The sequence below is a fragment of the Arthrobacter sp. Y3225209 genome, assembly GCF_059090685.1.
In genome coordinates this window covers 72,771-98,869 of record NZ_JBNHFW010000009.1, presented here as the reverse complement: position 1 = coordinate 98,869, position 26,099 = coordinate 72,771, and the positions used below count along the sequence as shown (strand labels likewise).

Sequence of the window (26,099 nt, the reverse complement as noted above, 5' to 3'; positions counted from 1 at the left end):
GATGACCGAGTGGGGAACGGACCTGGATCCGGCCGCCGTGCTGCAGGAATACCCCCGGCCCCAGCTCGTGCGCGACAGCTACCTGAATCTGAACGGGTACTGGGAATACGCCATCACTGCAGGCGGACGCGAAGAGGCGCCGGACGCTTGGGACGGGCAGATTCTGGTGCCGTTCTCCCCGGAGGCACCGCTGTCCGGCGTCGGCCGGCAGCTGCAGCCTTCCGAGGCGCTCTGGTACCGGCGCAGTTTCATCCTGCCCGCGGACTTCGCCGGGGATACGGGGGTGGCGCGGGAGCGGGTGATGCTGCACTTCGGTGCCGTGGACCAGAGCTGCACCGTCACGGTCAACGGCGTTCCGGTGGGCGGGCACGACGGCGGCTACCTGCCGTTCAGCCTGGACGTCACCAAGGCGCTGGCCGGGCAACCCGGCGCAGAGCAGGAGCTCGTGGTCCGGGTGCGGGACATCAGCGACACCGGCTACCACAGCCGCGGCAAGCAAAAGCTGGACCGGGGCGGTATCTGGTACACGGCGCAGTCCGGCATCTGGCAGACCGTGTGGCTCGAATCGGTGCCCGGAATATCCATCGGGGGATTGGCCCTGGTGCCGGATCTGGACTCGGTGACGGTTACCGTGCAGGTCAGCGATGCCGGTACGGCAGGCACTGCCAGCACCGGGCATGGCAGCGGCAACCAGGCCAGCGCGGCCGGGGCGGATTCCACCGGAACCCCGGCCGGCGGAGCGGACCTGAGCAGTGCCGGAGTGGCCGTGCCCTCCGAAGCCGGTACCCCGGCCGGCGGAGCGGACCTGAGCCGTGCCGGAGTGGTCGGGCCCTCCGAAGCCGGAACCCCGGCCCGCGGAGCGGACCTAAGCGCCGAGATCACCGTCTCCGCGGCCGGACAGACCGTGGCGCGCGCCGTCGTCGTCCCCGGTGTTCCACTGCGCCTTGCCATTCCCCATCCGCACGTGTGGACGCCGGAGGACCCGTTTCTTTATGACGTTCAGGTGCGGCTGCTCGACGGCGGGCGCGAAGTGGACCGGGTACAGAGCTACACCGGGCTGCGGACCTTCGGCATGGGTCCTGACGCCGCAGGGCGGCTGCGGTTGCTGCTCAACGGCCGCCCCTACTTCCACGCCGGGCTGCTGGACCAGGGTTACTGGCCGGACGGGCTGTACACCGCGCCGTCGGACGCCGCGCTGGCTTCCGATATTGAACGGGCACGCGACCTGGGCTTCACCATGCTGCGCAAACACATCAAGATTGAACCGTTGCGCTGGTACTACCACTGCGACCGGCTGGGAATGCTGGTCTGGCAGGATCTGGTCAACGGCGGGACCACGTACCGGCATTCGGTGGTCACCGCTCCTGCCGTGGCAGGGACGCACCGGCGGGATAACGCGTATCTTGCCTTCGGCCGTGATGAGGAAGCCGGCCGGGCCGAGTTCCTGGCGGAGATGCACGGCACGGTGGAGCTGCTCCGCAACACTGTCAGCCTGGCCGTCTGGGTGCCCTTCAATGAAGCCTGGGGCCAGTTCGACGCCAACGCGGTCACCGCGCAGCTGCGCCGGCTGGATCCGACCCGCAGTATCGACCATGCCAGCGGCTGGCATGACCAGGGCGGCGGCGACATGAAAAGCCTGCACGTCTATTTCCTGCCGTTCCGGCTGCGGAAAGCCTGGCTGCGCGGCAGCCGCGCCGTTGTCCTCTCCGAATACGGCGGCTACAGCCTGCGCATCCCCGGACATACGTTCAATACCAAGGAGTTCGGCTATCGGAGCTTCCGGACCAGGCAGGCGCTGCAGCGCGCTTACCGCCGGCTGCATACCCGGCAGATCGAACCGGCGGTGGCGCGCGGCCTCGCGGCCACGGTCTATACCCAGCTCACCGACGTCGAGGACGAGGTCAATGGGCTGCTCACCTATGACCGGGCGGTGCTGAAGATCGACGCCGGGACGCTGCGGGAGGTTAATGCCCGGCTGATCCGTGCTGCGGGTGGGTAAACGCTGGTTCCGGTCCGTTTGGGATAAATCGACCGGTTTGGGAAATCCCTGCCAGTTTGCGGCGGAGGGAATTCCCAAAACGGCAGGGAATTCCCAACCGGCAGAGAGTTCAGCGCTGGCGGCGGGTTGGAGACAGGCCAGCTTGGATCAGCCGGTGGACCAGGCTCTCCGGGTGCTGCGCCGGCATGCGGATATCGCGCCAGGACCAGCGGACAAAATCGACCCCGGTTGCACGGATGGCGTCTTCGCGACGTTTTTCCCGCATCAGCGTGTCCCACGACGGAGGGAGTACGGATCCGTTGGCACCGTACTTCACTGCACCGTCGAATTCTCCGACCACCCGCTGGTCCTTCCAATAAAAATCTGTTCGGAAGTGACCCATTGAAGTAAGAAATTCATACTGAAGCTCCGGAACCGGAAAACCATGGCGGTGCAGAACTGCACGTGAATACGATTCCCCTGGGGACTCGGACCGGGGGTCGGCAAAGTCGATTACGCGCCGGGCCCTCGTCTGTTTGGCCATGTCGGGCAGATTCCGAGCCAGTTTTTCCAGCTCGTCTTTGTTCGTGGCTGGGCGGCCGTGCACCAGGTCCGGGCGCAGGACACTGTCCATAGCCGGAACCGAGTGCTCGAAAGCCAGATACGCGGCCATGTCCAGAGCGGTCTGTGCACGGGAGGTCAGCGACATTCCCTCAACAACATCGAGCGGTTCCAGCAGCTTGCGTTCCGTCCAGTGGAGACCGCCCCGGCGCCGGCCGTGGGAGGACGGGGAAGCCAGCAGTAGTACCTCAGGTGGTGAATCGATCACCGGTAGCCCCCAAATGACGGCGGCGGACTGCTGGACGAGGACGCGTTGCCCGGGCACTTGTTGTGATGCCGCCTGGATACGTACCCGCTCTTTTTCCCAGGCACGGAGCTGTCGCCATACCTCGACGTCGATATAGATCCCGGCACGAAGCCGCACCAGTTGCCCCGCCCGGCACTGCAGGGCAAGGGAACGGCGGCCTGAGCCGAAGGAATCGGCGTCAGCCGCGAAGATGAGCTCGGGATTCACGCCTTCAGGGTGGAAGGGCGGTGGCGTAGATGCGAGCGAACCAGGCTCAAATGTGGAAAACCTGCGGCTCGGAGAGAGAATCTACCGGTTTGGGAAATTCCTGCCACTTTGCAGCGGAGGGAATTCTCAGACCGGCAGGAAAACCCCAAACCGGCAGCAAAACCCCGGAGCTAGATCTCCACCCGGCCGTTGGCGGTGTCGAAGGTGACCGACATGATGCCGGGCGTGCCGGCCGGAGCGATCCAGGTGACGGCAACGCCCTCCAGCGGTGCCTCCACCGGGTGGCCCAGCCAGTCAGTGACCCGGGCAGCCGACCCGGCGATGGTCAGCGAATTCAGTTTCACCGAACCGGGCATCCCGGGAAGGGCATTGGAGGGGTGCAGTGCCTCGGTGCCGTCATCCCATCGCAGCAGGTAGGGCACCTGGGGATCCGCGATCAGGCCGTTGATGCCGATCTGGCGCCAGGTGAGTTCCTGGCCATCAGGGAATTTTCGGTTGCCCGGCACTGACGGGCGGCCCAGGCGTTCTTCGAAGGGCGAGAGGTCATCAACTGCGACGCACCACCCCATCCAGCCGCCTCCGCATTCGGAGCGCTGGCGGACGGCCTGCCCGAAGGGCGCCTTGTCCGAGGCAGGGTGGTTGAGCACCTCGACAACTTCCACATATTGGTTGTTGGCCAGGGGCAGGATCATATTGCGGGTACCGAATCGGGGGTGGACGCCACCCTTTACGAAGTCGGCTCCGAGAGCAGCAGCAATCCTCTCGGTGGTGGCCAAAAGACCGTCGGATTCACAGGCATAAGAAACATGGTCCAAGCGCATGCGGCTCATTGTGGCACGTTGTGATGCCCGTCTCGACTAAGGGAAGCCTAAGAAGAAATCCAGTTGCCTCAGGACACGAAATCTATACACGGGGCCGGTTATTTTTTCACGAAAAGTCATGAAGGTTGCGCATCCTCAGCGGATCAGTTTTTATGGGTGCAGGTCATGAGTGCCAGCAGATAGCCCCGGCTTGCTGGCCGGCAACCCTCCAACCGCGGTGGGGTGCCCCGGGTGAAGACCTGGCCGCACGCCAAAAGGGCGTCCGGCAAGCGCGGGTCCCACAAACCCCACCGGACATCCGGCGTACCCGGATGTTCCCGCGAAGGTAGTGTGCGGCCCCTGGCATGAGGGAGCATCATGAGTGCAGATTGGTCTTTTGAAACCCGTCAGATCCACGTAGGACAGGAGCCCGACGCCGTCACCGGCGCCCGCGCCCTGCCCATCTACCAGACATCGTCCTTCGTCTTTCCCAGCGCCGAGGCAGCCGCAAACCGGTTTGCCCTGGCCGATCTTGAACCCATCTACACCCGGATCGGAAACCCCACCCAGGAAGCGGTAGAGAACCGGATCGCGTCCCTGGAAGGCGGGGTCGGCGCACTGCTGCTGGCCTCGGGACAGGCCGCGGAAACCTTCGCCCTGCTGAACGTGGCCCAGGCCGGTGACCACATTGTGGCCAGCCCCAGCCTGTACGGCGGCACGTACAACCTGTTAAAGCACACGCTGAAGAAGTTCGGCATCGAGACCACCTTTGTGCAGGACCCGGATGACCTGGAGCAGTGGCGCACCGCGGTGCAGCCCAACACCAAGGCGTTCTTCGGCGAGGTGGTGTCCAACCCGCGCCAGGACGTACTGGACCTTGAAGGCATCAGCGCCGTGGCACACCAGGCCGGAGTGCCGCTGATCGTGGACAACACGCTCGCCACGCCGTACCTCATCCGCCCCATTGAATGGGGTGCGGACATTGTGGTGCACTCGGCCACCAAGTACCTCGGCGGGCACGGCACCTCCATCGCCGGCGTCATCGTGGATTCGGGGAACTTCGACTTCGCGGCGGACCCGGAGAAGTTCCCCGGCTTCAACACACCGGATGAGAGCTACAACGGGCTGGTCTACGCCCGGGACCTGGGGGTCGGGAGCCCGCTTGGCGCCAACCTGGCCTTCATCCTCAAGGCACGTGTGCAGCTGCTGCGCGATCTCGGCTCGGCGGTCTCACCGTTCAACGCGTTCCTTATTGCCCAGGGCCTGGAAACCCTCAGCCTGCGGGTGGAGCGGCACGTGGCCAACGCCGTCGAGGTTGCCAACTGGCTGGAGGCGCACGACGACGTCCTGTCCGTTGCGTACGCGGGCCTGGAGTCGAGCCCGTGGTTCGAACGCGGACGCAAGTACGGCCCGCGCGGAACGGGGGCCATTGTGTCCTTCGAGATTGCCGGGGGAGTGGAAGCAGGCAAGCGGTTCGTGGATGGTTTGGAACTGCACTCCCATGTGGCCAACGTGGGTGACGTGCGCTCGCTGGTCATCCATCCGGCCTCCACCACGCACAGCCAGCTGGGAGCCGAGGCGCAGCTCGCCGCCGGAGTCAGCCCCGGGCTCGTGCGGCTCTCCGTGGGCATCGAGCACATTGACGACATCCTCGCGGATCTCGAGGCCGGCTTCCGGGCCGCCAAGGGCGCGTAACGGGGCACCGTGACTATTCGGCATTCTGCACCGCAGCACCCCGCCACCGCCGTGGACGGGGTGCTGCGGTTCGCCTCGATCGGCGGACTTGAACTGGAAACCGGCGGATACCTGCCCGACGTCGTCCTCGGGTATGAGACGTGGGGCCAGCTGAACGCGGACGCGAGCAACGCCGTGTTTGTGGCCCACGCCCTCACCGGAAGCACCCATGTGGCCCGCGGGCACACGGATGAGCCCGGCTGGTGGGATGAGCTGGTGGGGCCGGGCCGGCCCGTGGACACCAATCGGTTCTACGTGGTCGCGGCGAATATGATCGGCGGCTGCTACGGTTCCACCGGCCCGTCCTCGCTGGACCCGCAGGGCCTGCCGTGGGGCTCACGGTTCCCGCTGGTTACCATCCGCGACGCCGTGCGGGCCGAGGCACGGCTGGCGGACCGCCTTGGCATAGCCCGTTGGCATGCCGTGCTGGGCGGCTCCCTGGGCGGGGCGCGGGCGCTGGAATGGGCGGCCACGGAACCGGACCGGGTGCAGCGCTGTGCCGTGATCGCGGCAACCCCGGCCAGCACCGCCGAACAGATCGCCTTTGCGCAGGCGCAGATTGCCGCCATCCGGCTGGACCCGGACTTCAGCGGCGGCGATTACTACAACGGGAACCCGCCCCTGGCAGGCCTCGGCCTGGCCCGGCGGATCGCCCACATTACCTACCGGTCCGAACCGGAGCTCGAATACCGGTTCGGGCGCAGCCCGCAGGAGGACGAGAACCCCTTCGGCGCCGTTTTGCCCGCTGAACGGGGCCGATACGCCGTCGAAAGCTACCTCGACCACCAGGCCGGCAAGCTGGCCGGCCGTTTCGACGCCAACACCTACCTGGTCCTGACCGAAGCGTTGATGGGGCACGACGTCGCCCGCGGGCGCGGCTCGCTGCGCCAGGCCCTGGCGCGGACGACGGCGGAATTCTTTGTGGCTGCCGTGGAATCAGACCGCCTCTACTTTCCGCAGCAATCGGCCGACCTCGCTGCGGCACTGCCGCGCGGCACACAGGTGCATTTGATCCGCGCCCCGATAGGGCACGACGGTTTCCTCACCAACGTGCGGGAGATCGCCGGCCCGCTGCAGGCAGCCTTCTTCGCCTAGCGGAACGGTGGAACGCCCGGCACCGCCGGAGGCAATCCCTGCCGCGGACGCACGGTACCGGAATTCCTCCCTTGCCAACGGGTCCTGTCCCGGCGAAAACTCTTCCCATGACAGACCGCATCCACCTTTCCGGACGTGCCCGGTGCTCACCGCAGGTGCTCTGGCACACGCTGGTGGACAACCGCGCCGCCTGGTGGCCGGACATGGACTTCGCACCCCACCCCGGCGCCCCGCTGCAGGAGCGCTGGATGGAGGACGGAGTGGAACACATTTCACGCGGAACGGTCCTGGCCGTAGCCCCGGAGAAACTGCTCTCCTTCCGGTGGACGGCCCCGGACTGGGAGGCCCACACCGTGGTGAGTTTTGAACTGATCCCGGCCGACGACGGCGGGGGCAGCGGGGGCGCGACGGATGTCGCCGTCACCGAAAGCGGGTTCTCCGGGCTGAAATCCGGCCCGGAACTTTCCGAGGCGCACCGCGAAGGCTGGGCGTTTCACCTGGCCAACCTGATTGAGCAGGCGGAGAAGTAGACGTGAATCAGGCGCGGGCAGGTTAGCCTTGGCGCCATGAGTGAAACAGCGGATGCCTCCAACCGCCGTCCGGACCGGGCAGCGCGGATCCTCAGGGCATCCGCGCTTCCGCTGGTGGCCGGTGTGCTGGTGCTGACCGGAGCAGTGCTGGCCGCGACCGGGACAACGGAGTCCTTCGGCTGGTTCTCCTACGCTCCGCTGCAGGAAGGAACGCGGGCAACAGGCGTGGGACCCGGAAGCCTGCTGGTGCTCACCGGCAGAATGCAGCTGGGCTATCTGCTGATTGGCACAGGCCTGGTTGCCGCCGCCTTCTGGGGCGGGTTCCGGCTGGGACGGCGGCCCGGGTCCGCCCGCAGTACGCGTCGGCAGGACCCGGCACCGCAGGACTAGTCTTCCGTGTCGGAGCCCAGGGGCATGGGGGCACCGAACATGGGCGCCGCGTCCGGCCGCTTGGCGGAGATGCCGTCACCGGAAGACTTATGCCGTACCCGGCGGACCACCCACGGGAACAGGAATTCCCGGGCCCAGACCAGGTCTTCGGAGCGGGCGGTCCGCCAGTTCTTGGGCGGCAGCGGCTTGTTCTCCAGCGGTTCGAGCGTATGCGGGACATTGAGTGTATCCAGGACCATCGCGGCGATGGTGTGGTGTCCCAGCGGTGAGAAGTGCAGCCGGTCCGGCGCCCACATTTGTGCGTCGCTCAGCTCACGGAGTGCCCACATGTCAGCGATTACCGCATCATGCCGTGCAGCCACGGTCCGCAGGTTCTCGTTGTAGATGGCGACTCTTCCACGCACGCTGCCGATAACCGGCGTGCTGCCCAAATCCGGGCCGGTGAACAGCACCACGGTGGCCCCAGTGCGGCGCAGCCTGGCGATGGCGCCGTCCATGCGTTCGGCGAGCTTGTCCGGATCCCCTCCGGGCCGGATCACGTCGTTGCCGCCGGCGCAGATGGTGATGAGGTCCGGTTTCAGGGACAGCGCAGGTTCCAGCTGCTCGTCAATGATCTGGTTAAGCAGCCGGCCGCGGATGGCGAGATTGGCGTAAGCGAAGTCCGGGTGTCCGGCCGCGAGTTCCTCGGCTACACGGTCCGCCCAGCCGCGGTTTCCTCCGGGGCTGTCAGGATTCGGATCCCCAATGCCCTCTGTGAAGGAATCTCCGAGTGCCACGAACCGGCTCCAAGGATGAGGCGGGACCTCCGGTGTGGCAGATTCAGCCTGGATGTCCGGGGTATGCGGTGTCGAATTTGTACTCACCGGTCAATACTCGCAAACGGGGTCCGGGCTACGCGACCGTAGGTTGCGCATTCCGGCCGCGGGGATCAAAAGTGCCAGAATAAGGAAATGACTGAACCGAATCCCGTAGTCCTCTGGTCCAAGCCCGAAGCCGAACGCGCCGGCACGCCGCTCCTTGTGCTGTTCCACGGGTATCTGGCCAATGAGGAGGACCTTATGGGGCTGGCGGACTATCTGCCGGAGGACTTCACCATCGCATCGGTGCGCGCTCCGCAGGCCATGGGGCCGGGATACACCTGGTTCCCGCTGATGAGCGACGCCGACTACAGTGTGGAATCCGTGGTGGACTCCGTGACCGATGTCTCGGCCTGGCTCGACGGCGTCAGCGGCACCCATTCCAGTGTGAGCCTGCTCGGATTTTCCATGGGCATGGCCGTAGCCACCACCCTGCTGCGGCACCGCCCGCAGGATTTCGCCACCGTCGTCGGCCTCTCCGGTTTTGTGGTGCCCGCCGAGGAGAACCCGTTCTTCCGTGACGAGGAGCTGGCGCAGCACAAGGTGCCGTTTTTCTGGGGCCGGGACCAGGCTGACCCGGTTATCGATCCGCAGCGGATCGAATACACGCATGCCTGGCTCAACGGGCACACGGCTCTGACCAAGATTCTTTACTCAAACATGGGCCACGGCATCAACATGCAGGAACTGGGCCATGTGAAGGAGTTCCTGGCGCACACGGTGCTGCGCGGCGCGCAGAAAGCCTGACCGGGCCGCCGGGGCGGGACATCAGCCTTCGCGGGTAATCCGGACCGTCTCGCCGTTCACGGAAACTTCGTCGCCGGCGTGCAGCTGGCGGCCGCGGCGCTCTTCGATCTCGCCGTTTACCTTCACCAGCCCGTCCTCGATGAGCTGTTTGGCATGGATGCCGTCCTCTGCCAGATTGGCGAGCTTGAGCAGTTGGCCCAGGCGGATCATGTCGTCACGGATGGGCAGGTCTTGGGCCTCGGTAGAACTCATGCCTCCATTCTGCCCGACTTCGGCTGCCGCCCGGCGCAGCACCCCTGCCGCCCGGCGCCGATGCGCCGGCTGCGGCATGGCGGCGCCGGGGACGGCGGGAGGCAACGGTAGGGTGGTCGGGTGCCAAATGCTGTGCGGATGTCCCCGCTGATCGGTCTGCCCCTGTCCCTGCTTGCCGGCGTCGCCATTCCCTCCCAGGCCCGTGTCAACGGTGCCCTGGGCGAACGCCTGGGCGACGGCCTTGGCGCCGCGCTCATCAGCTTTATCGTCGGGCTTGTGGTGATGGTGGTGATCAGTGCGGCCCTCCCGCGCGGACGTGCCGGCGCAGGCCAGCTGATTCCCGCCCTGAGGGAACGGCGTTTCCCGCGTTATTACGTGCTGGCCGGAATGATCGGCGGGTACTTCGTCCTGTCGCAGACCCTCACCGTGGCGGTTCTCGGCGTGGCTGTGTTTACAGTGGCCACCGTCGCAGGACAGACGCTGACCGGACTCGTGGTGGACCGGCTCGGGATCGGGCCGGCGGGGAAGAAGGCGCTGACCATCATGCGCCTGGTGGGCGCAGTGCTGACCATCGCCGCCGTGGCGTGGGCAGTCAGTCCGAAACTGGGCGCCGGGACAGAGCCCTCTGAATGGCTGCTGCCGGTGCTGCTGCCCCTGACCGCCGGCATGCTGATGAGTTTCCAGCAGGCCATGAACGGCACCACCGGAATGCATTACGGCACGCCGATCACGGCGACCCTGGTGAACTTCATCTCCGGCACCGTCCTGCTGGCAGTGCTCTGGGGCATCAAAGTAGCGGTCTCCGGGCTGGGAAACCCGCTGCCCACAGAATGGTGGCTCTACCTGGGCGGACCGCTGGGCTGCGTTTTCATCGGCGTGGGCGCCCTGCTGGTGCGCAGCCTGGGCGTCCTGCTGACCAGCCTGGGCCTGATCGGCGGACAGCTGATCGGCTCCCTGCTGCTGGACATCGTGTTCCCGGCACCCGGGTCCACCGTGGTCGCAGCCACCGTGCTCGGAACGCTGCTCACGCTGCTGGCCATCGTGGTGGCAACCCTGCCATGGAATATGCCCGGCGCACGCCCGTGGCGCTCCAGAACACCGCGCTAAGGATTGCCTGTTAACAGCAGGGGCCACAGCGGTAGAGACAGCCGAACAGGCTGATCCGGCACCGGTAGCGGGCTTTTACGGTCGTGACCTTAAGCTGGTATCTATAGGTTTTGCCCTCCACAGGCTCCCGGACGTTCATTCGAGCGGGGACACGCGTGGCAGGGATCAGAAGCGGACCGCACCCAGCGGCCTGCGCGACACGAAAAGAACGGCGGTACCATTCCATGGCTTCGACCAAATCCAAGCTGGATCCCATCATCTCCCTGGCCAAGCGCAGGGGGTTTGTCTTCCAGTCGGGTGAGATTTACGGCGGGTCGCGGTCCGCATGGGATTACGGCCCCCTGGGTGTCGAGCTCAAGGAAAACATCAAGAAGCAGTGGTGGCAGCACATGGTCCGCGGCCGCGACGACGTCGTCGGCCTGGACTCCGCCGTGATCCTGCCGCGCCAGGTCTGGGAGGCCTCCGGACACGTGGAGGTCTTCTCCGATCCGCTGGTGGAGTGCCTGAGCTGCCACAAGCGTTACCGTGCAGACCACCTCGAGGAGGCATACGAGGAAAAGAAGGGCCACGCCCCGGAGAACGGCCTGGCCGACATTGCCTGCGCCAACTGCGGCACCAAGGGCCAGTGGACCGAGCCGCAGGAATTCTCCGGCCTGCTCAAGACCTTCCTTGGTCCGGTGGCCAATGAAGAAGGCATGCACTACCTGCGCCCGGAGACGGCACAGGGCATCTTCGTGAACTTCAACAACGTGCTGACCACCTCGCGCAAGAAGCCGCCGTTCGGCATCGGCCAGATCGGAAAGAGCTTCCGCAACGAAATCACCCCGGGCAACTTCATCTTCCGCACCCGTGAGTTCGAGCAGATGGAAATGGAATTCTTCGTCGAGCCGGGCACGGACGAGGAATGGCACAAGTACTGGATCGAAAACCGGTTTAACTGGTACGTGAACCTGGGCATCGACCCGGAGAACCTGCGCCTGTTCGAACACCCGCTGGAAAAGCTCAGCCACTACTCCAAGGGCACCACCGACGTCGAATACCGCTTCGGTTTCCAGGGCAGCGAGTGGGGCGAGCTCGAAGGCATCGCCAACCGCACCGACTTTGACCTCGGTACGCACTCCAAGCACTCCGGCACGGACCTGAGCTACTTCAACCAGGCCACCAACGAGCGCTTCACCCCGTACGTGATTGAACCCGCGGCCGGCCTGACCCGCTCCTTCATGGCGTTCCTGGTGGATTCCTACACCGAGGATGAGGCCCCCAACGCCAAGGGCGGCGTGGACAAGCGCACCGTGCTGAAGCTGGACCCGCGCCTGGCCCCGGTCAAGGCCGCCGTACTGCCGCTGAGCCGCAACGAGGACCTCTCGCCCAAGGCCAAGGACCTCGCCGCGCAGCTGCGCCGGAACTGGAACATCGACTTCGACGACGCCGGTGCCATTGGCCGCCGCTACCGCCGCCAGGACGAGATCGGCACCCCGTTCTGCATCACCGTGGACTTTGACACCCTCGAGGATCAGGCCGTCACCGTGCGCGAACGCGACACGATGGCCCAGGAGCGGGTGAGCCTGGACAAGGTTGAGGGCTACCTCGCGGAAAGGCTGATCGGCGCGTAATGGCTTTGACGTTCCGCGAATGGCGCGAAGACGACGACCTCAAGCTGAACCAGCTCTGGGGCGATCCGGAAGGGGTGCAGGCCGGGCAGTTCCGTGCCGTCCTGCGGCCCTCCTCGGATGAGCCGTGGAGCCGCTGCATTGTGGCCGAGGATGACGGAATTCCGGTAGCGGCCGGGGTGGTCTACGAGACCAGCCTGCACCCGGACCGGCTCTGGGCCTACGTGGAGGTGGCCCGGGAAAACCGGCGCACCGGACTGGGCACCACCCTGCTGGATATGTTGCGCAAGGAAGCCGAAGCCGCGCCGTCGGGCGTCCGGAAGCTGCGGGCCAAGGTGGAGCCGGGAACCCCGGCCGCCGCCTTCGCCGAGGCCGCCGGGCTTTCCCCGATCCAGCGGTCCGCCGTGATTGTGGTGGAGCCGGGCAAGCTCAAGCTGCCCGTCTTCAACGACGACGGTCCCCAGCTGGACGAGGCAGCCACCGGATCGGTGGAACTCACGCAGGCGGTTACCGCGTTCTACAACGCGGTCCACGGCTGGGACCGCGCCGAAATGAGCCTGGGCAAGGCCCAGCAAATGCTGCTCAACGAGGCAACCGGCGCGGCCGGAGCCATTGTCCTGCGGGATAAGCCGAAGAAGGACGGCGGAAAGATCGCAGCCTTCGCGGTGAGCTACACGCAGGAACGCACCGACGAGCCGGCCGATGTGCTGGTCGGCTATGACACGGAGCTGGACGACGCCGAGGCGCAGGCCGCGGTCGAGTCACTGATCGCGATGCTGGCCTACCAGTACCCGGTCCAGCTGGAAGTGGATGAATCCATGACCGCCGTGGTCCGCGCGCTGGAACCACTGATCAGGGCGGGTGTTGCCCGGCAGGCGGGCAGCGAGACGCTGATCCTCAGCGACTAGGGCGCTCAACAAAGAGGCGGTTCCGGCACGGTATTCACGGTGCGAGCCGCCTCTTTTGCATGCCTTGGGAGCGTCAGGTATTCAGCCGCCCGGACAGTGCATAAAGCACGGACGAGGCCACGTCCTGGACGGGCCTCTCCGGATCAAAGACCAGCCAGTCCAGGGCCCCCATCAGGGTTGCCCCGAAAACACTGCCGGCAATCAGGGTCAGGCGGTCCGGCCCGCCGGCGTCCACCGCATTCCAGCCGCCGGTCTGCCGGATCGGTTCAACAAATTCGGCCAGCGCCTCCTGCCGGAGCAGATGCAGGGAGTGCTGCCAGGTGCGGTCGGTCCGCAGGATTTCTGCGGCCATCAGCTTGGCCAGCGCCCGGTTCTCGGAAAGCAGTTCCAGCAGTGCCCGAACCATGGACTCAATGGCAGTCCACCCTTCCAGGCCGCTGCGTGCCGTACGCAGGCACTGCGTCAGTGCGCCCACGCCTTCGAGCAGGAGGGTTTCGAAGAGCTTGTCCTTCGCGGAAAAGTTGTAGTAGAGGCTGCCTTTGGCCACCCCGGCGCGTTCGGCAACGTCATCCATGGTGGTGCCGGAAATGCCGTTGGCTGCAGCAAGTTCCAGCGCGGCGTCCAGAATGGCCCGCTTGGTACCGGATTCGCGTGGCATGCGGCAATACGTCCTTAGAACCGATGGAAAACTCTCTCCCTCTGATCTTAGATGCCGCCGCGGCAGGTCCCGGCGCCCGGTGATGCCTGGCTCCGTCAGGGGGCGGGTGCTTCCGCCGGGATGACGGGCGGTTCGAAGGTGAAAGTCATGCCCAGGAGCCAGACCAGCAGCAGCACTACGGGCAGATGGATGGTGAACTGCAGGAAGGTGAATCCCACCAGGTCCCTCGCCCGGAGCTTCAACACGGCGAGCAGGGGGAGCATAAAGAACGGGTTGATCAGGTTTGGCAGTGCCTCGGCAACGTTGTAGATCTGTACAGTCCAACCAAGATTCATTTGCACGTCGGTGGCGGACTGCATGACGTAGGGTGCCTCCACCAGCCATTTTCCGCCGCCGGAAGGGACAAAAATGCCCAGAATTGCGGTGTAAATGGCGATGATCACGGCAAAGCCGCCGCCGGAACCAATGCTGGTGAAGAACTCGGCCAGGTGCGAGGAGATGGTCATCCCGTTGGAGCCCTCGGCCTTGGTGAGGATGGCTGCCATCGCGGCGTACAGCGGGAACTGCACCAGGATCCCGGCTGTGGCGGGAACAGCCTTGGTGACGGCCTGCAGGAACTTGCGCGGAGTACCGTGCAGCACCAGGCCCAGCATCAGGAAAACCAAAAGGTATCCGTTCAGGCTCGAGATGACGCTCAGGAACGGTTTGCTAAGGAACTGTGAGATCAGCCAGCCGACGGTCAGCAGGCCCAGCAGCGCGGGCAGGATGCGGCTGTATTCCAGCCATTCGCCCGGACGCTCCCGCTTGGCTGCAGGCTCCGGGGCGTCGTTGAGGTCCACATCCAGGTCCTGCGCCGTGCGGATGGCCAGCCCGCGCGGGGCGGAGAAATGGGCGATCAGCGTGGTGAGGACAATCAGGATGGCGCAGGTCAGCAGGGACTGCCAGGTGAAGATGGTCTTGCCGAAGTCCAGCACGCCGGTGACCTGCAGCAATGCCGGCGGGATCGAGGCCGCCGTCGCCTGCAGTTGAGCTGCGGAGGAGGAGAGCCCCAGTGCCCACACGGCGCCAAGCCCCATAAACGCCGCAGCGCCCAGTGCCCGGTAATCCACCCGCATATCCTGCCTGCGGGCAATGGCCCGGGCCAGCAGGCCGCCGAAGACAAGGCTGAGTCCCCAGTTCAGGAACGAAACGGACATGGACAGGAACGCCACAAAGCTCACCGCTGTGGCGGCGGTTTGCGGAACCAGGGCAAGCCGGGCGATCAGCCGGGCCACAGGCGGGGACGTGGCAACTGTGTAACCGGTCAGCACCACCATGGCCATCTGCAGCGTGAATGCGGTCAGGTCCCAGAAGCCGTTGCCGAAGGAATCAACCACCGCCTGCGGCGAGGAGCCGTTGAGCAGTGCCGCGAGGGCGACGATAACCACGCCGCCCAGGGCAAAGACGTAGGCATCCGGAAACCATTTTTCCGTCCAGCGCGCCATGACCTGGGCAACACGGGCCAGGCCTTTCTCGGCAGGGGCAGCGGTACTTGGGGCAGCGGTGGTCATGGGGAAACCTCGTATCTTCGGTTGCGACAGTGAAACCGATGGGCGGCGGTGCGAGAGCCGGAAAAGTGATGCAGGTCACCTGCACGCTAGGGTGTGCAGGGAACCGTGTCAATTTCCCTCACGGGCCGGGCAGGACAGGATTTGCACGGGCTTGCGAGAATAGGGGAGTGACTGTTTTATCTCCGGAACTCAAGCTCGAGCTTCCCCCGCTGCAACTAGGCCCGATCACCGTGGACACGCCGGTGATCCTGGCACCCATGGCCGGCATCACCAACAAGGCGTTCCGCCGGCTCTGCCGTGAATACGGCGGCGGGTTGTACGTGACCGAAATGGTCACCTCCCGCGCCCTGGTGGAACGTTCGCCGGAATCCATGCGGATCATCAAGCACGACGACGACGAAAAAGTGCGTTCCGTCCAGCTCTACGGTGTGGACCCCAAGACCGTCGGTGCTGCCGTCCGCCTGCTGGTGGAGGAGGACCGTGCCGACCACATTGACCTGAACTTCGGCTGCCCCGTCCCCAAGGTCACCCGCAAGGGCGGCGGCTCGGCCCTGCCCTGGAAGCTGGACCTGTTCACCGCCATTGTGCAGACCGCCGTGAAGGAGGCCTCCCGCGGCAACGTCCCGCTGACCATCAAGATGCGCAAGGGTATTGACGAGGACCACCTGACCTTCCTGGATGCCGGGAAGATCGCCCGGGATTCGGGTGTGGCCGCGGTGACCCTCCATGGCCGCACCGCCTCGCAGTTCTACTCCGGCAAGGCCGACTGGTCCGCCATCGCGGAACTGCGCGAAGCCCTGCCGGATATGCCGGTGCTGGGCAACGGCGACATCTGGTCCGCCGAGGACGCCATCCGCATGGTGCGCGAAACCGGTGTGGACGGCGTCGTCATCGGCCGCGGGTGCCAGGGCCGCCCGTGGCTGTTCGGCGACCTCGAAGCAGCCTTCGAAGGCAGTGCCGAACGGCACCGGCCGGGCTTGAAGCAGGTCTCGGACAGTGTCTACCGGCACGCCGAGCTGCTGGTGGAAACCTTCGGCGATGAAGTGATTGCCCTGCGGGACATCCGCAAGCACATGGCGTGGTACTTCAAGGGCTACGTAGTGGGCGGAGACCTCCGCGCTAAACTGGCCACGGTGCCGTCCCTGGCGGTGCTCCGTGAACTGCTGGACCAGCTCGATCCCGAAGCTCCGTACCCCGGCACAGACGCCGAGGGGCCGCGCGGACGGGCCGGCACACCAAAAAAGACAGCTCTGCCGGAAGGCTGGCTGGACGGGCGGGAACTGAACGCCGCCCAGAAGGCCATCATTTCGGCAGCCGAACTCGACGTATCAGGCGGCTAAAGCAACCCATGAGTTTCCCGCAGGCAGTCTCCACCGCAGGCTATACAGAAGTCGATCTGGCCCGCTGGGTTACGGAACCGGCGAAAAACACCAACCGAACCCAGTTCGGCCGTGACCGTGCCCGCGTGCTGCATTCCTCCGCACTGCGCCGGCTGGGCGCCAAAACGCAGGTGGTTGCCCCGGACACGGATGACTTTGTACGCACCCGCCTGACGCACAGCCTGGAAGTGGCGCAGGTGGGACGCGAGCTGGGCAACGCGCTGGGCTGTGATCCCGACGTCGTCGACGCGGCCTGCCTCTCGCATGACCTGGGGCACCCGCCCTTCGGGCACAACGGGGAAACCGCCCTGAACGACATTGCGCACGCGATCGGCGGTTTCGAGGGCAATGCCCAGACGCTGCGCCTGCTCACCCGGCTGGAACCGAAGATCATTGCCCCGGACGGCACCCCGGCCGGCCTGAACCTGACCCGGGCCAGCCTGGATGCCGCCTGCAAATACCCGTGGTCCATCACCGACGCGCCGCTGGTCAACGGGCACCGGACCACCAAGTTCGGCGTCTACGAGGATGACCTGCCGGTCTTTACCTGGCTGCGCGACGGCGCTCCGGCCGGCCGCTCCTGCCTCGAAGCCCAGGTCATGGACCTGGCCGATGACATTTCCTACTCCGTGCATGACGTGGAGGACGCCATCGTCGCCGGCCATGTGCAGCTCAAGTGGCTGGACAATCCGGACCAGCGGGCCCGCGTGGTGGGTTACACCCAGCAGTGGTACCTGCCCGGCGTTGACGCGGCCGCCATCGAAGCAGCTCTTGCCCGCCTCGAGGCCACAGCAGTCTGGGTGCGCGAGTCCGATGGCAGCCGCAAGTCCATGGCTGCCCTGAAGGACATGACCAGCCAGCTGATCGGCCGGTTCTGCAACAGCGCACTGGAAGCCACCCGCGTCATCTACGGCACCGACCCGCTGACACGGTACAACGCGGAAATGGTGGTGCCGGAGGATACGACACTGGAAATCGCCGTGATGAAGGGACTGGCCACCACCTTCGTGATGACCACCGACCAGCGCCAGCCGCTGTACGAACGCCAGCGTGAAATCCTCACTGCCTTGGTCGCCCAGCTGTCCGCCACCGGGGATCGGCACCTCGAGCCGATGTTCGCCGCCGATTGGCGGGATGCAGCCGACGACGGCGCCCGGCTGCGCGTGGTTGTTGACCAGGTCGCCTCGCTGACGGACGGTTCGGCACTGGCACTGCACGAACGGCTGGTGGGGCCGGTTCCGGCGCTCTGGTAGGAGCGGTGTGTGGGCTGAATGAGCGTTTTTCGGGCTGCTCTCTGGCAGGGGACGGCACCGACCGTTAGCGTGTGGCGTTCACAGTCTCCCGGGTCACTCCCGGGGGATGCCGGCCGAACGAGCGCACCTGAGGATCCTGATGAGCCGCCAGCAATCCCGCGTAAACCGTCCCCGCCACCGATTCGGATCCGCTGCCTGGATCCGTAGCCCCCGTTTTCGGAGCGCCCTGGTGTTCCTTATGGGCCTGCTTCTGATGGCGGTCCCGTTGGCAGCACCGGCCCGGGCGGCCGTGGATCCGGAACCGACGCGCAACGAGCTTCCGGCCTCCGACGCCGGAACCGACATTGTGATCACCTCCCTTGGCGAAGGGCGCCGGAACGTCCCCGGGGCGCTGCCGCCGGCCGGGACCACCTGGCCCATCAATGCTTATCCCGCCTCCATTCCACCCGGCTACGAGTCCGAGACTGTCGGTTTTGCGGGGGTTATCAATACCCAGGAAGTGGACGGGACCACCACCGCGCAGATGTACTGCATCGATCTGCGGACGGAGACCCGTGTTGGCATTGGGTATGAAAACGGGACCTGGGACGAGTCCAACGTCCCGAACATCGGATATGTGAACCGGATCCTGAATACCTACTATCCGAGTACCAACCTGCCGCCCGGCACGAACAACAACACGAAGGCAGCGGCGGTGCAGGCGGCCATCTGGTTCTTTACCGACGGCTACGTGGTCAATCCGAACAACAACCTCTATTCCACCGTCGCATCGATCGTGAACTCCACTATCGCGGCCGGGCCGCTTGAGGAACCGGACGCCCCGGACATTTCGATTACCCCCGCCACGGCAGAAGCAGCGGTCACCGGAGTGGCCGGACCATACACGGTGACCTCTGAAGCTGATGAAATCACCGTGACTGTCGACGACGGCTTTGGACTTTTTGCGGACGCCGCAGGAACCATCCCGCTTACCAACCCGGTGGCCAGCGGCACTCAGGTCTGGGTACGGAGCGAGACCGGCGGCACCGGTCCGGCATCCATCAGTGCACGGGCGGTGGTGACCGTTCCCACGGGGAGCGTGTACCTCTACGACGGCGCGACACCGGGAGTGGACGCCGCCCAGAAACTGATCCTGGCGGACACCCGCGAACTGAGTTCCGCAGCCAGTGCCACGGCAAGCTTCTTCGAGGTGGGGTCCCTGACGGTTACCAAGTCGATTGAGGGACCGGCCGCCGGCAGCCAGGACGCGGTGGTCATCAGCATAGACTGCGGGCCCGGATACCAGTTCACGTTCAATATCCCCGCCGGTTCCACCGGGACGCCGTCGGAGACCTTCAACGACATCCCGGCCGGAACGGTCTGCACCATCGCCGAGCCCACCGACGGCACCAATGCAAGTGTCGCGGTCAGCACAACCATTGTGCCCACGGCAGTGACCATCCCCTCGGGTACCGCGGCGACGGCGACCGTTACGGACACGTACACCTTCACCTCCGGGACGCTGGTGGTTACCAAAACCAATACGGGGGAGGCAGCCGGCGCCCAGGGCGAGGTGACGATCTCCGTGGTCTGCACCCTGGACGGCGCCACGGTACTGAATGAAACGGTGACTATCCCTGAGGGGACGCTTACGCCGGAGGCAGCGGAATTCCCCAACGTAGCCGTAGGCTCCAGCTGTGCGGTGACGGAAACCGCCAGGGGTGAGAGCACTGCCGTGTCGGTCACTGTCGAAGGCGAGGGGACCGTCGTCGTTCCGCCGACAGGCAGCGTTACTGCCGCACTGACCAACACCTACACGTTCAACCCAGGGACCCTTGCGGTGCGCAAGGACATCACCGGGGCCGGGGCCGGGCGACAGGGTGTGGTCACCCTGCAGGTCACCTGCAGTTCCGGCGCTAGCCGAACCATCACCATTCCGGCCGGCACCACCGAACCCACCACGGAGGAAATCTCGGGGCTTCCCGCCGGGACCACCTGCACGGTCACGGAGACCGCCGACGGTGCCACCACGGAGGTCAGCGTCAGCACGGTGATCGATCCGGCCGGGGGAGCAATAACCATCCCCGCGGGCGACGGCGTGGAGGTCACGGTCACGGACACGTACACGGTGAACCCGGGGGCACTGCTGGTGAACAAGAGCATTGCCGGCCCGGGAGCGGGCCAGCAGGGCGAGGTCACCCTTGAGGTGACCTGCACCCTGGAGAGCGCGGTTGTCGCAGAGGGAAGCTTCACCGTCACAGCCGGCACCACCGGAACTGTTCCGGCAGGCACCCTCACGGGGATCCCGGAAGGGGCGAGCTGCGCGGTCACCGAACCCGTCACCGGCGAGAGCACCGAAATAGGCGTGGTGGTGGATCTGCCCGATTCCGTGACCATCGCCGCAGGTGCCACCGCCACGGCAACTGTGACGGATACCTACAGCCAAAACCCGGGGCTCCTGCGGGTGACGAAGGTGATCGCAGGTGAGGCGGCGGGAAACCAGGACGCCGTGGAAGTTGACGTCCTGTGCACCCTGGGCGGCGAAACGGTCTTCTTCGAAACCTCCCAGATCCCGGCCGGCGAGACCGGCGAGGTAGGGGCGCAGTTCCTAAATATTCCAGCGGGCGCCAGCTGTGCCATTACTGAACCGGTCACAGGGGCCACCGAGTTTGTCCAGGTCAGCACCGACCTGCCGGCAGAGGTCACCATCACTCCCGGTGGCATCCAGGACGCCACGGTGACCAATACCTACACCTTCACCCCCGGAACGCTGGCAGTCACCAAGGAGTTTGCCGGAGAGGCCGCAGGAGAGCAGGGCGAGGTGGTGCTGCAGGTGACCTGCGGCCCGGACGGGTCGGTCCTGGATGAAACCGTGACCATCCCCGCCGGAACTGCCGAGACAGTGACCCGGAATTTCGAGGACCTGCCCGCCGGCACGGAATGCACCGTCACTGAAACGGAGAACGGAGCCACAACAACGGTATCCGTGGAAACCGTCATTACGGACCCGGTCACCATCCCGGCCGCAGGCGGTGCGGAAGTGACAGTCACCAACACGTACAGTTTCGTGCCCGGCGCCCTGGCGGTGACCAAGGCCTTCGCCGGCGAGGCGGTCGGCCAGCAGGGCGAGGTTGTCCTGCAGGTCACCTGCGGACCGGACGGATCGGTACTGAATGAAACGGTGACCATTGCGGCAGGCACTGAGGAGAACGTAACCACTACGTTCGAGGACCTGCCGGTGGGCACGGAATGCGCTGTCACTGAAACGGCCACCGGAGCAACCACCGAAGTTTCCGTGACCACGGAGGCGGCGGAGCCGGTCACAGTCCTGGCTGCGCAAACCGTCACCGCCACTGTCACCAACACGTACTCGTTCACCCCGGGAACCCTGGTGGTGACCAAGGTGATCACCGGAGAAGCAGCCGGCCGCCAGGGCGAGGTTGTGCTGCGGGTCCAGTGCGGTCCGGAGGGAACGGTCCTTGATGAGACGGTCAGTATTCCGGCAGGATCACAGGGCGACGTCAGCACCGGCTTTGAGGGCCTGCCGACCGGAACCGAGTGCACGGTTACCGAAACAGCGGGCGGGGAAAGCAGCACCGTCAGTGTGGTGGCGGACCTGCCGGAGCCGGTAACCATTCCTGCCGGTGGCGGGGCAGAAGCAACCGTTACCAATACCTACGCACCTGTGGTGCAGCCGAAACCGCAGCCGGCTCCCGCCCCGGCCGGGCCGGACCGCCCCAACCTTCCGTCCACCGGTGCCAACGGTGCCCTCGGCTGGCTCTACGCCGGTGCCGGGCTGCTGCTGGCAGGAGGACTTGCCATGGCGGTCAGCCGCCGCAGGTCAGGCAGCGCGGAGGAAGAGGCTAAACCTCAGGAGTAAAGGGGAGTAGCTGTTCAGAAGGATCCCGTGCGGCCCGACGGCTGCACGGGATCCTCTCTGTGCGGGCCCCGACAGCGCGGCGTCGGCGGGGAAGAATAGACTGGGAGGTATGGCCGGACTGATCAAGCGTGAAGACATCGATGAAGTGCGGCTGCGCACGGACATCAAAGCCGTGGTCGACGGTTATGTAACCCTCAAATCGGCGGGGCTTGGGTCCTTCAAGGGTCTGTGCCCCTTCCATGACGAGCGCTCGCCGTCCTTCCATGTACGGCCACAGGTGGGTACCTACCACTGCTTCGGTTGCGGGGAGAGCGGCGACGTCATCTCCTTCGTGCAGAAAATGGACCACGGTTCCTTCTCTGAGACGGTGGAAAAGCTTGCGGCACGGCTCGGCTACGAACTGCACTACGAGGACGGCGGCACCGGGCCCCGGCGTGAGGATGTGGGTAAACGCCAGCGCCTGCTGGACGCCCACAAGGTGGCTGCGGAGTTCTTCCGGAGCCAGTTGGGCACGCAGGGTGCCGCCGCTGCCCGCAGTTTCCTCCAGGAGCGCGGTTTCGACCCCGCCGCTGCCGAACACTTCGGTGTCGGATACGCCCCGCAGGGCTGGGACTCGCTGCTGAAACACCTTACGGGCAAGGGCTTCACCCGTGCCGAGCTGGCCGAGACCGGCATGTTCTCCACCGGATCGGATGCCTCCCGGTTCTATGACCGGTTCCGCGGCCGGCTCATCTGGCCCATCCGCGACCTCACCGGATCCGTTATCGGCTTCGGTGCCCGGAAGCTCTACGAGGATGACCAGGGGCCCAAATACCTGAACACTCCCGAGACCCCGCTCTACAAGAAATCCCAGGTGCTGTACGGCATCGACCTGGCCAAACGCGACATCGCCAAAACCCGGCAGATAGTGGTGGTGGAGGGGTACACCGATGTGATGGCCTGCCATCTGGCCGGGATCACCACCGCCGTCGCCACGTGTGGCACCGCCTTTGGCACCGACCACATCAAAATTGCCCGGCGTCTGCTTTCCGACGACGGCACCGGGGGAGAGGTGATCTTCACATTCGACGGCGACGCCGCCGGGCAGAAAGCCGCCCTGCGTGCCTTCGAGGAGGACCAGCGCTTTACCGCGCAAACCTACGTTGCTGTGGACCCCAACGGCATGGACCCCTGCGATATCCGCCAGACCCACGGCGACGCCGCCGTGGCCGAGCTGATCCATTCGCGCCGGCCGCTGTTCGAATTCGCCATCCGCTCCACGCTGCGCAAATTCGACCTTAATACGGTGGAAGGCCGCATTTCGGCGCTGCGGGCGGCAGCTCCGGTGGTGGCGGACATCAGAGACCCCGCGATGCGTCCGGCCTACGCCCGCGAGCTGGCAGGCTGGCTGGGTACCGACGTCGACGACGTCACCCGGGCAGTCAATGCCGCGTCCAAGCGCCAGCATGCCGCCGGGACCGCCAACAGTCCTTCCGGGCAGTCGCCCACCGGCCAGCGCCGGCAGGACGGTGCACAGCAGGGCAGGCCCCCGTATGGCCAGCAACAGGGGCAGCAGCGTGGCGGCCAGCAGCAATACGGCCGGCAGGACCACAACCGGCAGGAGTACGGCCAGCAGCAATACGGCCGGCAGGAAGCTGTCCCCGACGCCGCACCGCCCGCCTACAGCCGTCCGGACCCCAATGACCCCGCCGCGCGGATGGAGCGCCAGGCATTGGAAGTGGCCCTGCAGCAGCCCGGCCTGCTCGATGCCGGCCAGTGGGAGCGGTTCAAAGCGGCCAGATTCACTGTGCCGGCCTACGTTGCGGTCCATGATGCCATTCGTGCCGCCGGCGACGCCGGAACCGCCCCGGCGGCCTGGGTGGAGCGCGTGCGGCAGGAGCTGCCGGACGCACTGCGCGGTTTTGTGAGCGAGCTTGCCGTGACACCGCTGCCGGCGCGCGATGCCGATGCTTTGTTCCTGTACTGCAGGGACATCCTGAACCGGCTCTTCGAACTGCAGGTGACACACTTGAAGGCTGAGAAGCTCGGTCAGCTGCAGCGCCTGGATCCCAACGCCGATCCGGAGCTTTTCCACCAGCTGAACCGGGAGCTGATGGAACTGGAGATGCAGCGCAGGGCCCTGCGGGGAGACCAGTAGCTCCGCGAGCCTGACGGCAGGGCGCCGATTTCGTTTCGGCGGGAAATCTCTGTAAAGTAAAACCTGCCGCTTTCCCCCGTAGCTCAATTGGCAGAGCATTCGACTGTTAATCGAAGGGTTACTGGTTCGAGTCCAGTCGGGGGAGCAAACAGGAAGCCCCTGACCTGCATTACCGCAGGTCAGGGGCTTCTTTTATGCCCGGACAGGCGGTCCGTCCGCTTATCCTGTCCTGGGACTGGCAGGGGAAGGCGGCCCCGTGGCTCCGCCCGGCCCCGGCTTTTGGTTCGGGCCCCTCCTGTCGCCACCGCCGCGACGAAGGCTGCGCTGGCCGTCTGTGCCTGTTCCACCGGAGCGGCGGCGGCTGCTGGTTCGTTAGCACCGCAAACTTGCTGTATAGTTGAGGACGCCGCTTTCCCCCGTAGCTCAATTGGCAGAGCATTCGACTGTTAATCGAAGGGTTACTGGTTCGAGTCCAGTCGGGGGAGCCAGCAAAGGGTCTGCATCCGGGTTTCTGCCGGATGCAGGCCCTTTTTGTTTGGCCGGCTGGCCCGGTTCCCGGCGGCCGCTACATGTAGTCAGGTGTTGCACAGCGGAAACACCCGCGAAACCCCCGCTTCCTAGGGTGGAGCCATGACAGAGCCGATAAGTCCGAAACGCCCTACATTCCTTCACTCGAAGATTTACAAATCGTTATTTGTGCAATTGCTTATTGCCGTAATCCTGGGCGTGGTTGTGGGGTATGTCTGGCCGGATGTCGGTGCTGCCTTCAAAGTCCTGGGTGACGGCTTTATCCGGCTGATTAAAATGATCATTGCGCCTTTGATCTTCCTGGTGATTGTCACCGGTATCGCCCGGATCAGCGATGTGAAGGCAGTGGGGCGCGTTGGCGTGAAGGCACTTGCCTACTTCCTGGCCGCGTCCAGCTTCGCCCTCCTCTTCGGGATGGTGGTGGGCAACGTGGTCCGGCCGGGCGCGGGGCTGAACATTGACCCGTCCGGCCTGGACACGTCGGACCTGGATGTAAAAACCTCAGCCGAAGTGGCATCGCCGGCCGAATTTATCCTGAATATCATTCCGGTCAGCGTCTTTGACGCTTTCGCATCCAATTCCCTGTTGCAGGTTCTTTTCTTCTCAGTCTTTTTTGGCGCGGCAGCCGTGGTTAGCGGGCGAGAGACCTGCGAACCGGTCCTGCGGGTGATGGAAGGGACCCTGGAGATTATTTTCAAGGTGATGTCCTGGATCATGCGGCTGGCCCCCATCGGTGCCTTTGGTGCGATGGCCTTCATCATCGGCCAGTACGGCCTCTCAACACTGGGCACCTACGCCAAACTCATTGCCGCCTGCTATGGCGCTGCCCTGCTCTTCATCGGTGTCCTGTTTGTGATCGCCCGGGTTTTCGCCGGGGTGCCGCTCTGGCAGTTCATTAAGTACACCCGGGAAGAGTTCCTCCTTGCCCTCGGGACCGCATCCACGGAGTCCGTGATGCCGAGGATCATGACCAAACTGACCAACGCCGGATGCTCGCGCGCAACCACCGGCCTGGTCATCCCCACCGGATACTCCTTCAACCTGGACGGCGCGGCCATTTATCTGTCCATTTCGGTCGTGTTCCTGGCACAGGCCTTCAACATCGACCTCAGTTTCGAACAGCAGCTTGGCGCTTTGGGGATTCTGCTCCTGACGTCCAAAGGCATGGCAGGGGTTCCCGGCTCATCCTTCCTGGCCCTCTCCGCCACGGCAGCTGCCCTGGGGCTGTTCCCTGTGGCCGGCGTTGCCCTGCTCCTCGGCGCGGACCGGCTGATGGATTCCATGCGGGTGGTGGTGAACCTGTTGGGAAACTGCGTGGCGACGTTTGTCGTGGCTAAGTGGGAAGGGCAGCTGGACCGGCAGGCAATGCTGGAGGCGTTCGCCGGACACGGAACAGCGGTGCCCGCGGGTCTTGCTCTGCATACGGAGGAAGAACCGGCGGCGGCTGAGCGGGCTTCTTCCGCAAAGCTCCCGTAACCCTTCGACGCACAGGTGTCTTTTAGGCAGGCCCGGGCGTGCCGGACTTGCCCGCAGGCCGTGCCGTGCGTTTACACTTTCACTAATCGCACCCGGCAGGGCGGTCCCGGCATCACCGGACCTCCGCCTCTCCGGGTGGAAAAGGCATCCCATCCTGTTGCCTCTGGCCCGGAGCC

The 26,099-nt window shown here is 65.4% G+C and carries 20 protein-coding genes, 2 tRNA genes and 1 riboswitch; of the genes, 16 read left to right on the top strand and 6 right to left on the bottom strand.

Annotated elements, in window-relative coordinates; translation table 11 throughout:
• The first annotated feature begins 1 nt into the window (after position 1).
• Positions 2–1,999, top strand: a complete 1,998-nt coding sequence (locus tag AC5RVB_RS07330) for a glycoside hydrolase family 2 protein (RefSeq protein WP_494142339.1) — start codon at positions 2–4, stop codon at positions 1,997–1,999.
• Between the two features lie 109 nt (positions 2,000–2,108).
• Here AC5RVB_RS07330 and AC5RVB_RS07325 read toward each other — a convergent pair whose 3' ends face one another.
• On the bottom strand, positions 2,109–3,053 hold the full coding sequence (locus tag AC5RVB_RS07325; protein ID WP_494142330.1) for a hypothetical protein: 945 nt from the start codon (positions 3,051–3,053) through the stop codon (positions 2,109–2,111).
• A gap of 170 nt (positions 3,054–3,223) precedes the next feature.
• Entirely contained in the window at positions 3,224–3,874 is a 651-nt protein-coding gene (locus AC5RVB_RS07320) for a VOC family protein (protein WP_494142338.1), read from the bottom strand.
• 161 nt (positions 3,875–4,035) lie between these two features.
• Positions 4,036–4,152, top strand: a riboswitch (SAM riboswitch).
• A 79-nt stretch (positions 4,153–4,231) separates the two neighbouring features.
• Between AC5RVB_RS07320 and AC5RVB_RS07315 the strand changes: the two genes are divergently transcribed.
• The 4 genes from AC5RVB_RS07315 to AC5RVB_RS07300 all read left to right on the top strand — a co-directional run bounded on the left by AC5RVB_RS07315 (position 4,232) and on the right by AC5RVB_RS07300 (position 7,602).
• Positions 4,232–5,548 carry a bifunctional o-acetylhomoserine/o-acetylserine sulfhydrylase gene (locus AC5RVB_RS07315; protein WP_227928965.1) on the top strand — a complete coding sequence of 439 codons (1,317 nt, stop codon included), beginning with the start codon at positions 4,232–4,234 and terminating at the stop codon, positions 5,546–5,548.
• A 9-nt stretch (positions 5,549–5,557) separates the two neighbouring features.
• On the top strand, positions 5,558–6,682 hold the full coding sequence (gene metX / locus AC5RVB_RS07310) for a homoserine O-acetyltransferase MetX (RefSeq protein WP_227904347.1): 1,125 nt from the start codon (positions 5,558–5,560) through the stop codon (positions 6,680–6,682).
• Between the two features lie 107 nt (positions 6,683–6,789).
• Entirely contained in the window at positions 6,790–7,212 is a 423-nt protein-coding gene (locus tag AC5RVB_RS07305) for an SRPBCC family protein (protein ID WP_494142329.1), read from the top strand.
• A 36-nt stretch (positions 7,213–7,248) separates the two neighbouring features.
• Positions 7,249–7,602: a hypothetical protein gene (locus AC5RVB_RS07300; protein WP_494142328.1), complete on the top strand. Its 354-nt coding sequence runs from the start codon at positions 7,249–7,251 to the stop codon at positions 7,600–7,602.
• On the opposite strand, the gene AC5RVB_RS07295 is transcribed toward AC5RVB_RS07300, so the two are convergent.
• Entirely contained in the window at positions 7,599–8,432 is an 834-nt protein-coding gene (locus tag AC5RVB_RS07295) for an SGNH/GDSL hydrolase family protein (protein ID WP_494142337.1), read from the bottom strand. The two genes, AC5RVB_RS07300 and AC5RVB_RS07295, sit on opposite strands and share 4 nt — an antisense overlap.
• Positions 8,433–8,552: 120 nt before the next feature.
• On the opposite strand from AC5RVB_RS07295, the gene AC5RVB_RS07290 reads away from it, so the two are divergent.
• The gene (locus AC5RVB_RS07290) at positions 8,553–9,206 is read left to right on the top strand and encodes an alpha/beta hydrolase (RefSeq protein WP_494142327.1); all 654 of its coding nucleotides are present in this window, start codon (positions 8,553–8,555) and stop codon (positions 9,204–9,206) included.
• 21 nt (positions 9,207–9,227) lie between these two features.
• Here AC5RVB_RS07290 and AC5RVB_RS07285 read toward each other — a convergent pair whose 3' ends face one another.
• Positions 9,228–9,458 (bottom strand): RNA-binding S4 domain-containing protein, encoded by a 231-nt coding sequence (locus AC5RVB_RS07285; RefSeq protein ID WP_227904351.1) that lies wholly within the window; start codon positions 9,456–9,458, stop codon positions 9,228–9,230.
• Positions 9,459–9,578: 120 nt separating this feature from the next.
• Here AC5RVB_RS07285 and AC5RVB_RS07280 point away from each other — a divergent pair, with 120 nt between their 5' ends.
• The 3 genes from AC5RVB_RS07280 (at position 9,579) to AC5RVB_RS07270 (ending at position 13,083) form a co-directional block, all read left to right on the top strand.
• Complete coding sequence (locus tag AC5RVB_RS07280; RefSeq protein ID WP_494142326.1) at positions 9,579–10,565, top strand: DMT family transporter; 987 nt, start codon at positions 9,579–9,581, stop codon at positions 10,563–10,565.
• A 224-nt stretch (positions 10,566–10,789) separates the two neighbouring features.
• Positions 10,790–12,178, top strand: coding sequence for a glycine--tRNA ligase (locus AC5RVB_RS07275; RefSeq protein ID WP_227904353.1), 1,389 nt, complete (start codon positions 10,790–10,792; stop codon positions 12,176–12,178).
• Entirely contained in the window at positions 12,178–13,083 is a 906-nt protein-coding gene (locus tag AC5RVB_RS07270; protein WP_227904354.1) for a GNAT family N-acetyltransferase, read from the top strand. Before AC5RVB_RS07275 ends, AC5RVB_RS07270 begins: the two co-directional genes overlap by 1 nt.
• A 73-nt stretch (positions 13,084–13,156) precedes the next feature.
• Here the strand turns inward: AC5RVB_RS07270 and AC5RVB_RS07265 are convergent, their stop codons facing one another.
• Together AC5RVB_RS07265 and AC5RVB_RS07260 are read right to left on the bottom strand one after the other, a co-directional pair.
• Complete coding sequence (locus AC5RVB_RS07265; RefSeq protein WP_494142325.1) at positions 13,157–13,741, bottom strand: TetR/AcrR family transcriptional regulator; 585 nt, start codon at positions 13,739–13,741, stop codon at positions 13,157–13,159.
• A gap of 95 nt (positions 13,742–13,836) precedes the next feature.
• Positions 13,837–15,291 carry a short-chain fatty acid transporter gene (locus tag AC5RVB_RS07260; protein ID WP_494142324.1) on the bottom strand — a complete coding sequence of 485 codons (1,455 nt, stop codon included), beginning with the start codon at positions 15,289–15,291 and terminating at the stop codon, positions 13,837–13,839.
• A gap of 68 nt (positions 15,292–15,359) precedes the next feature.
• Here AC5RVB_RS07260 and dusB point away from each other — a divergent pair, with 68 nt between their 5' ends.
• From dusB to AC5RVB_RS07225, 7 genes are all read left to right on the top strand, one after another.
• Entirely contained in the window at positions 15,360–16,631 is a 1,272-nt protein-coding gene (dusB, locus tag AC5RVB_RS07255) for a tRNA dihydrouridine synthase DusB (RefSeq protein WP_494142323.1), read from the top strand.
• A gap of 8 nt (positions 16,632–16,639) precedes the next feature.
• Complete coding sequence (locus AC5RVB_RS07250; RefSeq protein ID WP_494142322.1) at positions 16,640–17,923, top strand: deoxyguanosinetriphosphate triphosphohydrolase; 1,284 nt, start codon at positions 16,640–16,642, stop codon at positions 17,921–17,923.
• Positions 17,924–18,062: 139 nt separating this feature from the next.
• Entirely contained in the window at positions 18,063–21,782 is a 3,720-nt protein-coding gene (locus AC5RVB_RS07245; RefSeq protein ID WP_494142321.1) for a thioester domain-containing protein, read from the top strand.
• A gap of 109 nt (positions 21,783–21,891) precedes the next feature.
• A complete protein-coding gene (gene dnaG / locus AC5RVB_RS07240) occupies positions 21,892–23,919 on the top strand; it encodes a DNA primase (RefSeq protein ID WP_494142320.1) in 2,028 nt (675 codons plus the stop codon).
• A gap of 72 nt (positions 23,920–23,991) precedes the next feature.
• Positions 23,992–24,064 (top strand) — tRNA-Asn (locus AC5RVB_RS07235).
• Positions 24,065–24,331: 267 nt separating this feature from the next.
• Positions 24,332–24,407 (top strand) — tRNA-Asn (locus AC5RVB_RS07230).
• Positions 24,408–24,549: 142 nt separating this feature from the next.
• Positions 24,550–25,923: a cation:dicarboxylate symporter family transporter gene (locus AC5RVB_RS07225; protein ID WP_494142319.1), complete on the top strand. Its 1,374-nt coding sequence runs from the start codon at positions 24,550–24,552 to the stop codon at positions 25,921–25,923.
• Positions 25,924–26,099 lie beyond the last annotated feature (176 nt).